We start from the raw sequence: 11,917 nt of genomic DNA, 5'->3' as shown, positions 1-11,917 counted from the left end.
GTTCTGCAACTTTAAACTTTTAAATACATAAACTTTTAAACTAAAATTTAAATGAACTACGGAAAAGAATTTAAAAAATTTGCTACCAAACACCAAGGTGTAAACGCAATGTATTATGATAAAATAGTGGGTGCAATGACACCAAAAAACATGACGCCATATATTATAGAAGAACGCCAGTTGAATATATCTCAACTAGATGTTTTTTCTAGATTAATGATGGACAGAATTATATTCCTAGGAACAGGAATAGACGATCAAATTGCAAACATCGTACAAGCACAATTGCTTTTCTTAGAAAGTGCAGATGCTAGTAAAGATATTCAAATTTACCTAAATTCTCCAGGAGGAAGCGTTTATGCAGGATTAGGGATTTATGATACGATGCAGTACATCAAACCAGATGTAGCGACAATTTGTACAGGAATGGCAGCTTCTATGGGAGCAGTATTGTTATGTGCAGGAGCAGCTGGAAAACGTTCGGCTTTACCACATTCTCGTGTAATGATTCACCAGCCATCAGGCGGAGCACAAGGTGTCGCTACTGATATGGAGATTAACCTACGTGAAATGCTGAAACTAAAAGATGAATTATACAATATCATATCACACCATTCAGGACAAACTTTCGACAGAGTTCACAAAGATTCTGAACGTGATTATTGGATGATTGCCGACGAAGCAAAAGAATACGGAATGATTGATGAAGTGTTGAGAAGATAAAAATAGTCGAAAGTCAAAAGTCGAAAGTCAAAAGACTTTATGACGTTTGACTTTATGACATTTGACTAAAAAAAATGGCAAAAGAAAAATTAGAATGCTCCTTCTGCGGAAGAAAAAAACCAGAAACCAATTTACTAATTGCTGGAATCGATTCGCATATATGTGATAAATGTATCGAACAAGCACACGGAATTGTTCTGGAAGAATTAAAAACCAGTGGAGCTTCACGTCAAGTTTCAGATTTAGTTTTGCAAAAACCAAAACAAATCAGAGCTTTTCTAGATCAATATGTTATTGGTCAAGATCAAACAAAAAAAGTAATGTCTGTAGCTGTTTACAATCATTACAAACGATTAATGCAACAAAACGATCATGACGAAGTAGAGATTGAAAAATCGAATATTATCATGGTGGGACAAACTGGAACAGGGAAAACACTAGTGGCAAAAACCATTGCAAAAATGCTTGATGTTCCGTTGGCTATCGTAGATGCAACTGTACTTACTGAAGCAGGATATGTAGGAGAAGATGTAGAAAGTATTCTTACTAGATTGCTTCAAGCAGCGGATTATGATGTAGCCAAGGCCGAAAGAGGAATCGTTTTTATTGATGAAATTGATAAAATTGCACGTAAAAGCGATAATCCATCTATAACTCGTGATGTTTCTGGAGAAGGTGTACAACAAGCATTATTGAAACTTTTGGAAGGAACCGTTGTTAATGTTCCGCCAAAAGGAGGACGTAAACACCCAGACCAAAAATTTGTAGAAGTAAATACTCAAGATATTTTATTTATTGCAGGCGGTGCTTTTGATGGTATCGAGAGAATTATTTCAAAAAGACTAAACCGTCAAGCGGTTGGTTATAGCACATCAAAAAATGTAGATAATATAGATAAAGACAATTTGTTGCAATATATTATTCCAAAAGACATTAAAGATTTTGGTTTAATTCCTGAAATAATTGGACGTTTACCAGTGCTTACACACATGGATCCTTTAGATAGAGAAACCTTGCGTGCTATTTTGACACAACCTAAAAATGCTTTAATCAAACAATATCAGAAATTATTTATGATGGACGATGTTGAATTTAATATCACTGATGAAGCACTAGATTTTATTGTCGATAAAGCATTAGAATATAAATTAGGAGCTCGTGGATTGCGTTCTTTATGTGAAGCAATTTTAACCGATGCCATGTATGAATTGCCAAGTTCAGATGATAAAATTCTGAATATTGATAAGGAATATGCACATCATACCTTAACAAAAAATTTACTGAAGCGATTGGAAATTGCTTCTTAGATAGAAAAAAAACAACTCGAATAGAGTTGTTTTTTTATTTTAAGTATTATTTTTATAAGATATAAGTTAAAGATTTGTTGTCAATCGATATCAACTTAAAAAACTTTGTAACTTTGTGTTTTAAAATTCAAAAAAATGTTCGGAATAGGAGGAGGAGAATTAGTATTTATCATTTTTATAGCTTTGATGCTTTTTGGATCAGATAAGATTCCAGATATTGCCCGTACTATGGGTAAAGCTATGGCACAACTAAAAAATGCAACGAACGAAATAAAAAGTGAAATCACAAAAAGTGCTGATATAGATGGGCTAGATTTTAAGAATTTAACTAACGGTTTCACATCCGAAATTGACAATGTAAAGCAAGGATTCAATAAAATGATTACCGATAACACATCGGATTCACTAGGGACAAAATCTATCACCGACGATATCACTTCCGAAATTGATAAGGTCAAAGAAAATCTAGAAGATCTCACAGGTCCAATAAAACGTCAGTTGTAATGCTGGAAAAAATAATCGCAATAGACAAAGAATTACTCGTTTTTCTGAATGGTTTAGGATCGGAAACTTTCGACCCATTGTGGTTAATTATTACAAAACAATCCAGTTGGATTCCGCTTTTTATATTTTTATTATATTTAGTTTATAAAAAATTTGGACCAAAACAAACCATTATTATTGTGCTTTTCGTTGCCGTTTTGCTCACAGTAAATAATACCATTACCGAATTATTTAAATCTACATTTCAGCGATTACGACCTTGTAACGACTTAGAGATTAAGGATGTTATCAGAAACATAAAACCAAGTTCGTCCTTTAGTTTTTTCTCAGGGCATTCCTCAAATACGATGGCAGTTTTCGTGTTTTTGTATTCCATATTCAAAAAACAATACAAGTATTTTTGGTTGCTGATACTTTGGCCATTTGTCTTTGCTTACAGCCGAATTTACTTAGGATTACATTTTCCTACCGACATACTTGCGGGATATACTTGCGGTATAATTATGGGTTATATAACATATATAATCTATCAAATACTACAAGTAAAATATTTCAAGAATTATTCTTAGGAGCTATTTCCAGCTGTACACTATATCTTTTCTCCCGCAAAATAGCGGGAAAAAAGGATGCCGTTTCCATCTGGGCTAGAGCACTCGGCTTACAGTTAGACCATCTCTTATTGGTAATAAAACGGTTTCGACTCTCGGATCATTCTTCAAAAGTAAATTATATTCAAGTAAAATTTTTGTGCTCAAATCGTTTTTCTCTAAAGGCAAAACAACTTTTCCAGACCACAAAACATTGTCAGACAAGATAATGCCACCTTTATTCATTTTAGGGAGAATTAAATTAAAATAATTAATGTAGTTTTCTTTATCGGCATCAATAAAAACCAAATCAAATTTCAAATCTAAATCAGGAATAATAGCAACAGCTTCTCCTAAATGTTGCACAATTTGGTTTCCCCAAGGCGATTTGTCAAAATATTTTCGCTGAAAATCTACCAACTCTTCTTTAATGTCAATCGTGTGTAATTGTCCATTTTCTTGAATTCCTTCGCACAAACACAAACCAGAATAACCAGTATAAGTTCCTATTTCAAGAATATTCACAGGACGAATAAGTTTCGATAACATACTTAAAACACGACCCTGAAAATGCCCGCTCAACATTCTAGGCAACAAAATTTTCTGGTAAGTCTCTTTGTTAAGTTGTGCTAATATTTCAGGTTCTTTTTCTGAATGTTGCTCGATATAATCTTCTAAATCTTGTGAAAGGAAATGCATTTGATAAAATTTTAGGCAAAAATACAAATTACCAAAACATGAATAACGAAATCAACAAAATAACGTAAATTTGCACCATGCAAATCGAGAAAAAAGACATAAGAGCATTATCTAAAGAACAATTACGGGATTTTTTTGTAACCAATAATGACAAAGCCTTTCGTGGCAATCAAGTCTACGAATGGTTGTGGAGCAAAGGTGCGCACAGTTTCGAAGACATGACAAATGTTTCTAAAGAAACCAGACAAATGTTGGAAGGTAACTTTGTTATCAATCATATCAAAGTAGATACGATGCAACGAAGCAGTGACGGAACGGTAAAAAATGCTGTTCGTTTGCATGATGGTTTAATTGTCGAATCGGTTTTAATACCAACCGAGACTCGTACAACCGCTTGTGTTTCTAGCCAAGTTGGTTGTAGTTTAGATTGTAATTTTTGTGCTACAGCGCGACTCAAACGCATGCGAAACCTAGAACCTGGCGAGATTTATGACCAAGTTCTCGCTATAGATAGAGAAAGTAAATTATATTTCAATCGACCGTTGTCTAATATTGTATTTATGGGAATGGGCGAACCGCTCATGAATTACAACAATGTGATTAAAGCAATTGACATGATAACTTCTAATGAAGGATTGGGAATGTCACCCAAAAGAATTACAGTTTCTACTTCGGGCGTTTCTAAAATGATTAGAAAAATGGCCGATGATGAGGTAAAATTCAAACTAGCAGTTTCTTTACATTCCGCTATCGAAGAGATTCGCAACCATATTATGCCTTTTACAAAAAGTTTTCCATTGCCCGAATTACGTGAAGCTTTAGAATATTGGTACCGCAAAACAAAAAGTAAAATCACATACGAATATGTGGTTTGGAAAGGAATAAATGATAACAAAGAATCTATAGATGCTTTGGTAAAATTTTGTAAACACGTGCCTTGTAAAGTAAATCTTATCGAGTATAACCCGATTGATGATGGCGAGTTTCAACAAGCATCTCCAGAATCTATAAATGCTTATATAAATGCATTAGATGCAAACGGAATCATTGCAAAAGTACGTCACAGTCGTGGTAAAGACATCGATGCTGCTTGCGGACAATTAGCTAATAAAGAAGTATAAAAAAATCCCTGAAAATATTTTTCAGGGATTTTTTTATTTAACAATCAAACTTTATTTATTGCCCAATATTTATAGTAAATGAAACGCCATTTATAGTAAAAACTGCCAGATTATCACAATCTCCGCTTCCATAGTCTAATGTAGCTGTGTGAGAATTTCTGTTGAAAGTTATAACTCCCTTAGATAAAGAACTGTTTGTAGGAACACAAGCTAGTTTTACAATAATTGGACTAGTAATTGTACTAGTTTGTGCAACTGTATTAGGGAAAGTAGTAGTCCAGTTTCCAATAACACTATACACATTGTCTGTCCAGCTAGCTGGTGTGTTGTATCCAGCAATAATTTCGCTTGTTCTTGTTCCAACTCTGGTTACGATTCTTCCGTCAGACAAAGTAATTGTAAGATTCATATTCATAACCCAAATTGGGTGACTTGGCGAAGCAGCTGTTGCAGCAGTCATTGTTCTCGTAAATGTTTTAGTTCCTTCAATTCTTCTTGTATTGTGTTTAAAATTATCGAAAGTACAATTTACAATATTTGTAGTCGCATTAGGATCGTAAACAAAGGAAATAATAATTTTTCCACTAAGAAAATTTCCGTTATTGATTTGACAACCAGTTCCAAAATCGATAGTTTTAGTAACCGTTTGACCAACTGTTGGAGTTGTACCAAAAGCAGGAACTCTAGTTATTGTAGCACAAGTTGATAAAAAGCTTTCCTGAGCATTTGTACCTTTATAAGAAAGTGCATTAGAATCAACGTTATCATACTGATTTTCAACAATATTATATACGTCGTCATTTTCGACATCAATCTTTGCATTAATTCCAGCTTCGTCAGCAGTTATTGTCGAGTTGTCGTTTTCGTCTTCTTTAGAACAACCGATTGTCATTAGCGTTAGAAATAATCCGAATAATAAAATTTTACTTTTCATAATTTATTTATTTAATGGTTTGTTGATAAGACATTGTTTTTTGAAAAAGGTTTAATCAAATATAAAAAAATAATTGACACTTCAAAATTTTAATTCATAAATGCTATCTTTGAATCATTATATGGATATAACTTCACAAATAAAAAAACCAATTCTTGAAGAAATGGAACTTTTTGAAAAAAAGTTTCAACAATCTATGACTTCAAAAATTGCGTTACTTAATAGAATCACTTATTACATTGTAAACCGAAAAGGAAAACAAATGCGTCCTATGTTTGTTTTTCTTACTGCAAAAATGATTTCTGATGGCGAAGTCCTTGAGCGAACTTATCGTGGCGCTTTAGTAATAGAACTTATTCATACCGCTACTTTAGTACACGATGACGTGGTTGATGATAGTAACCGTCGTCGCGGATTTTTCTCTATTAACGCGCTTTGGAAAAATAAAATTGCAGTTCTTGTGGGAGATTATTTACTTTCAAAAGGATTGTTGCTATCAATAGATAATGGTGATTTTGATTTACTGAAAATTATTTCGGTTGCTGTTCGAGAAATGAGCGAGGGAGAATTATTGCAAATAGAGAAAGCCCGAAGATTAGATATTACCGAAGATATTTATTACGAAATTATTCGTCAGAAAACAGCAACACTAATTGCTGCCTGTTGTGCGCTTGGTGCAAAATCGGTTTCTGAAGATGAGAACCAAGTCGAAAAAATGAGAAAATTTGGTGAACTCATAGGAATGGCTTTTCAAATAAAAGATGATTTATTCGATTATACCGAAGAAGCCATTGGTAAACCAACAGGAATAGACATCAAAGAACAAAAAATGACTTTGCCACTTATACATGTCTTAAATAATTGTACATCTAAAGAAAAGAGTTGGCTTATCAATTCTATCAAAAACCACAATAAAGACAAAAAAAGAGTAAAAGAAGTAATCTCTTTCGTTAAAAATCAAAACGGATTGTCTTATGCCGAACAGAAAATGATTCAATTTCAGCAAGAAGCACTTTTGTTACTTCAGGATTTTCCAGATTCAACCTATAAAGACTCTTTAATCTTGATGGTGAATTATGTGATAGAAAGAAAAAAATAATTTTTTTTAAATCGTAAATCACTGATTTTGTTGAAGATAAATAATTATTATTAAGATAATTCGATACCTCATGCAACTATTTCACTAACCTTCTCGTCTATGTAAATAGAAGTCGGTTTTTCAATATCAATGTCAATGACAAAATTCAATGGCAAAAAAATAAAAATTGAGTTTTGCTATTATATATGAAAATAATAAACTTACATCAAGAAGAAAAAGAATTAATAAAATTGGCTGCCGATAATAATCGTCATGCACAACAAAAAATTTATTCTAAATCTGCTGGAAAAATGTTAAGTATTTGTCGACAATACATTAAAGATATTCATCAGGCAGAAGACGTTATGATAACTGCATTTATGAAAGTATTTGCAAACCTTAAAAATTTCGAGCACAAAGGTAGTTTTGAAGGCTGGATGCGACGAATTATGGTAAACGAATGTATCTCATATTTAAGAGTTCAAAAACAGGTTAAATTTATTGAAGATTCACAATATTTAGAAGAAAGTTTCAATAATATTGAAAGCCATTTTTCAGTTGAATACATTCAATTTCTAATAGATAGCTTGCCAGATGGATATAAAATGATTTTTAACTTATATGCGATCGAAGGTTATAAACATCAGGAAATAGCGCAAATGTTAGGAATAAATGAAGGAACATCTAAATCACAATTATCTCATGCTCGAAAAATATTGCAAACCCAAATTGCTAAACTAAAAAATTACGAAAATGGAACTGAATAAATTAGAAAATCAAATATTAGAAAAGTTGAATTCTAGAGAAATTCAACCTTCGGCACAAGCTTGGGATAGGTTAGATGCGATGCTTTCGGTTGCAGAAAATAAGAAGCCAAAAAGACGTTTTGGATGGCTTTATATCGCAGCAAGTATTATTGGCTTTGTATTTGTTGGCTTGCTTTTTTACAATCAAGAATATACAGAAATCAAGAATGATAATCAAACGGTTGTTGAAGCTAATAACAATGAGAAATCTATTTTAACTGAAGAAGTAAACCAATCAGAAATAATAAACAACCCAAAAGAAGCAGTTTTAGCTGTTACTGAGGCCAAAAAGGAATTATTAAAGCTTAAAAAAATAAATCATAAAGTTGAAGAATTTGCAAAAACACAATCAGAGACTAAAGAAGATATTGCTGAGGTAATTCCTCAAAATACGGAAGAGAAGCTTAAAATAGAAACTAATCCAACAGCACTTTTAGCCTTAGTTGAGACCAAAAACGAAGAACCCAAAAAAGCAAACAAACCCAAATTAAAAATAGATGCAAGTGCATTACTTTCGCAAGTCGACGGCGAAATAACGCTAACTTTCCGTCAAAAAGTTCTTAAATCAATTAACAAAAACTACGATAGTGCTAAGGAAGCCTTGGCTAGTAGAAATCAGGAGTAACAATCATCAAATCAATTTTAAAATTAAACATTATGCGAAATTTAATTATTTACCTAGCAGTATTCTTATGCAGTATTGCGAGCAATTTGTACGCACAGGATACATTCGAAATTAGAGCAAAAGCAATTGCTTTAAACATCGAAAAAATTACTAAAGAAGAAAAAGAAACTTTAAAAAAACAGGTTGAAGAGGTTAATGTTGAGCTGGATAAAAATAATATTACAAAGCAGCAAGCAGACGAAAAAAAGATGCAATTAGCAATAGCATCTGCAAATACTATAGAAAATAGAATCTCTTTCGAGGAATCTAAACTTTCAGAATTAGTTAATGAAAAAGTAGAAGGAAGATTAGCGTCAAATGACACAAAAGAGATTGAAAGGAGAAGTTCTCTTAAAGTTTATTTTGGTGGTCATGATCCTAATTCAAAGAAGAAGGATTCTATACAAGAAAGTAAATCCGAAAAAAGAACAACATCACAACTTGTTTTTGCGACAGGTGTAAATAATTTAGTAACTGACGGAATGATAGCTAATTCAGATTTTAGATATTTAGGTTCACACTTTTACGAATGGGGATTAACTTACAATACGCGAATTGCAAAAAACAGTAACATTGCACATATAAAATACGGACTTTCTTTACAATACAATAATTTGCGACCAACAGACAATCGTTATTACCAAACTTTGGGAAACCAAACCAGTTTGCAAACAGCAGCAATTCCATTAAAAGACTCAAGGTTTAGAAATGTAAATTTAGTTGTTCCAATTCATTTCGAATTAGATTTTTCTAAATCAAAAATGATCAATGATAAGAAATTATTCAAATCTCATGAAGGATTTCGTTTAGGATTGGGGGGATTTGCAGGATTAAATCTAAAAACAAAACAAATTTTAGCTTACAATGATGTTTTCGGAAATTCGATAACACAAAATTCTAAAGGGAATTACAATGCCAATGATTTTGTGTATGGTTTAAGTTCCTATGTAGGATTTGGTATGACAAGTTTGTATCTTAAATATGATTTAAATCCTTTATTTAAGGATAATACAGTAAATCAAAATAACATTTCTTTAGGAGTAAGATTTGATTTAAATTAATTTTTTTATTTGAGTTTGTAATATACGTTAAAAGTGTTTCAGTAATGAAACACTTTTTTTAAATATTATTTTGTAACATATAATTAACAATTTAGTCATTGAAAGATAATAGTATTTTTCGTTTCTTTGGATGTTCAACAAAAAACAAAAACAAACAAATAAATAATGTCTCATGAAAATTAAAATTTTATTATTTCTTTTATCTTCATTTTATGTTGCTAATGCACAAAGCGGGCAAGGAATAGTTGGAGAATCCAATTGGTTTAATGGATGGACTAATTTCAAGCCAAAAGCTACTGAATACAATCAAGCCACACAAATTTTAACAGGAGACATAAAAGAAAATATGACTCTTACAAAAAACAATGTGTATTTAATAATGGGCACAGTTCATGTTGCAAATAATGCCGTTTTAACTATCGAACCAGGAACTGTAATTAGAGGAGATTTCAATTCTACAGGAACACTAACAATAGTAAAAGGAGCGAAAATAATTGCAGAAGGAACAGAAACAAATCCAATTGTTTTTACATCAAACAAACCAACTTCCGAGAGAAAACCAGGAGATTGGGGAGGAGTAATCCTAATGGGTGATGCGCCAATAAATAGATTTGGAGGAGTTTCGGCATCATTTTACGAGCCAAATCCTTTGTATAACCCTTTTGGCGGTCCAAATGAAAACAGCGATTCTGGAATTTTAAAATATGTAAGAATAGAATTTGCAGGTAAAAAAATAGACCCAAAAATTGCATTAAACGGATTAACCCTTGCTGCAGTGGGGAATAAAACAAAAATAGAATATGTGCAAATTAGTTTCTCAAGTGATGATTCTGTTGAAGTAATAGGGGGGAATATAGATTTCAGTAATGTGATTTCTTACAGAGCAAATGATGATGATTTTGATTATTCTATGGGTGTTCAAAGCACAATGAATAATAGCATTGCAATACGTAATCCTTATGCTTCAGATAACACAAGATCTCGATGTTTCGAAATTGATTCGTATGATAAAATCGAAAATTATGATTCGACAAAAAAGAAAACTTACATTAAGTTAAATAATGTGACGATGACCAATGATGAAGAAAATACAATGGGATTAGTAAAAGAAGCAATCTCGATAAAAACAGATTCTTTTATAGAAGTAAACAAATGTGTGGTGGCTGGATTTTCTAGTTTCATAGCTTTAGATGATAAATATTTATCAGGAGATAATTTCAAAAAAGTAAAAGTTTATAATTCAACTGTAGACAGTTGTGCGGAATTATTTACAAATGAAACTTTGGCTAAAGCTCAAAATGTAAACGATTGGTTTATGAAAAATGATAAATTATTGTATGTTACAAATGTTGGAATAAATAATTTGTTTATGAATAATAACATTAAGAAAAAGCCAGATTTCAGACTTAAATAAAAATTCAGTTATAAAAATCAATTTTAAAAGTGTTTCATAAATGAAACACTTTTTTTATTCAACATAAGTAATAGTAACAAATAGTTAATATGTAAGAACTAATGATTTAACATTTCAATTCTAATTTTGGGGTAATCAAAAAAACAAAACTTTAATTACCTACTGATGAAAAAAACAATCTTAATTATTATTAATTTAATTAGTGTTATTTCTTTAAACGCACAACAAATTAATGGAATTATTGGAACGGAAAATTGGTTTAATAACTGGACTGATTTTAAACCAAAGACTTCAGAATATCCAGAATCTACTCACATTTTAAGTGGTGTTATAGATAGTAATATGACGCTTTATAAAAAGAACACATATCTTCTTATGAATGTTGTTTATGTAGCCAATAATGTTGTGTTAACTATAGAGCCAGGAACAATAATAAGAGGTGATTTTGCTACTTGCGGTACACTAGTGATTACAAAAGGAGCCAAGATAATTGCAGAGGGAACGTCAACTGATCCGATTGTTTTTACTTCAAATAAAGAAACTTCCGAAAGAAAACCTGGAGATTGGGGAGGCATAATATTACTAGGTGACGCGCCAATAAATAAATTTGGAGGTATAGGAACTTTGGATTTTAATTTGAATCCAAAATACAATTTTTATGGAGGTCTAAATTCTGAAAGTAATTCTGGAATACTAAAATATTTGAGAATTGAATTTTCAGGAAGAAAGCTTAATGCTTTAAAAGAGTTAAACGGATTGTCACTTGCAGGTGTAGGGAGTAAAACAAAAATGGAGTACATACAAGTTAGTTTCTCTAATGATGATTCATTCGAGTCATATGGAGGAGAAGTAAGATTCAGTAATTTAATTTCTTTTAGAGCCACTGATGATGATTTCGATTTTACGCAAGGTTCACAATGCCAAATTAACAATAGTATTGCTATTCGTTATCCATTTTCATCTGATGTTTCAAGATCAAGATGTTTTGAAGTTGATTCTTATGATAAAGTAGAAAATTA

General features: G+C 31.7%; 13 protein-coding genes. 11 read left to right on the top strand and 2 right to left on the bottom strand.

All coding sequences use genetic code 11. The annotated features are described in order from the left end of the window. Positions 1 to 51 precede the first annotated feature (51 nt). The 4 genes from clpP (at position 52) to ACH2BP_RS07890 (ending at position 3,103) form a co-directional block, all read left to right on the top strand. Positions 52 to 723, top strand: coding sequence for an ATP-dependent Clp endopeptidase proteolytic subunit ClpP (gene clpP / locus ACH2BP_RS07905; RefSeq protein WP_395058679.1), 672 nt, complete (start codon positions 52 to 54; stop codon positions 721 to 723). 74 nt (positions 724 to 797) lie between these two features. Then, a complete protein-coding gene (clpX, locus tag ACH2BP_RS07900) occupies positions 798 to 2,030 on the top strand; it encodes an ATP-dependent Clp protease ATP-binding subunit ClpX (protein WP_395058677.1) in 1,233 nt (410 codons plus the stop codon). Positions 2,031 to 2,165: 135 nt separating this feature from the next. Beyond that, positions 2,166 to 2,534, top strand: a complete 369-nt coding sequence (locus tag ACH2BP_RS07895) for a twin-arginine translocase TatA/TatE family subunit (RefSeq protein WP_395058675.1) — start codon at positions 2,166 to 2,168, stop codon at positions 2,532 to 2,534. After that, a complete protein-coding gene (locus ACH2BP_RS07890; protein WP_395058673.1) occupies positions 2,534 to 3,103 on the top strand; it encodes a phosphatase PAP2 family protein in 570 nt (189 codons plus the stop codon). Before ACH2BP_RS07895 ends, ACH2BP_RS07890 begins: the two co-directional genes overlap by 1 nt. 75 nt (positions 3,104 to 3,178) lie before the next feature. Here ACH2BP_RS07890 and ACH2BP_RS07885 read toward each other — a convergent pair whose 3' ends face one another. Further along, positions 3,179 to 3,820, bottom strand: a complete 642-nt coding sequence (locus ACH2BP_RS07885; protein WP_395058671.1) for an O-methyltransferase — start codon at positions 3,818 to 3,820, stop codon at positions 3,179 to 3,181. A 77-nt stretch (positions 3,821 to 3,897) separates the two neighbouring features. Between ACH2BP_RS07885 and rlmN the strand changes: the two genes are divergently transcribed. Further along, a complete protein-coding gene (gene rlmN / locus ACH2BP_RS07880) occupies positions 3,898 to 4,941 on the top strand; it encodes a 23S rRNA (adenine(2503)-C(2))-methyltransferase RlmN (protein WP_395058669.1) in 1,044 nt (347 codons plus the stop codon). 55 nt (positions 4,942 to 4,996) lie between these two features. Here the strand turns inward: rlmN and ACH2BP_RS07875 are convergent, their stop codons facing one another. Continuing rightward, positions 4,997 to 5,875, bottom strand: coding sequence for a hypothetical protein (locus ACH2BP_RS07875; protein WP_395058667.1), 879 nt, complete (start codon positions 5,873 to 5,875; stop codon positions 4,997 to 4,999). A 121-nt stretch (positions 5,876 to 5,996) separates the two neighbouring features. Between ACH2BP_RS07875 and ACH2BP_RS07870 the strand changes: the two genes are divergently transcribed. The 6 genes from ACH2BP_RS07870 to ACH2BP_RS07845 form a co-directional block, all read left to right on the top strand. Continuing rightward, a complete protein-coding gene (locus ACH2BP_RS07870) occupies positions 5,997 to 6,974 on the top strand; it encodes a polyprenyl synthetase family protein (RefSeq protein WP_395058732.1) in 978 nt (325 codons plus the stop codon). 185 nt (positions 6,975 to 7,159) lie between these two features. Then, a complete protein-coding gene (locus tag ACH2BP_RS07865; RefSeq protein WP_395058665.1) occupies positions 7,160 to 7,720 on the top strand; it encodes an RNA polymerase sigma factor in 561 nt (186 codons plus the stop codon). Continuing rightward, positions 7,707 to 8,384, top strand: coding sequence for a hypothetical protein (locus ACH2BP_RS07860; RefSeq protein ID WP_395058663.1), 678 nt, complete (start codon positions 7,707 to 7,709; stop codon positions 8,382 to 8,384). Before ACH2BP_RS07865 ends, ACH2BP_RS07860 begins: the two co-directional genes overlap by 14 nt. A gap of 32 nt (positions 8,385 to 8,416) precedes the next feature. After that, complete coding sequence (locus ACH2BP_RS07855; RefSeq protein WP_395058661.1) at positions 8,417 to 9,484, top strand: hypothetical protein; 1,068 nt, start codon at positions 8,417 to 8,419, stop codon at positions 9,482 to 9,484. 172 nt (positions 9,485 to 9,656) lie between these two features. Continuing rightward, on the top strand, positions 9,657 to 10,898 hold the full coding sequence (locus tag ACH2BP_RS07850) for a hypothetical protein (protein ID WP_395058659.1): 1,242 nt from the start codon (positions 9,657 to 9,659) through the stop codon (positions 10,896 to 10,898). 165 nt (positions 10,899 to 11,063) lie between these two features. Further along, the coding region (locus ACH2BP_RS07845; protein WP_395058657.1) for a hypothetical protein at positions 11,064 to 11,917 on the top strand (854 nt) is incomplete at its 3' end.

The sequence above is a fragment of the Flavobacterium sp. genome, from assembly GCF_043756175.1.
GTDB lineage: Bacteria > Bacteroidota > Bacteroidia > Flavobacteriales > Flavobacteriaceae > Flavobacterium.
The sequence above is the reverse complement of the archived record's forward strand: the minus strand, read 5'-3'. Positions and strand labels throughout refer to the sequence as shown.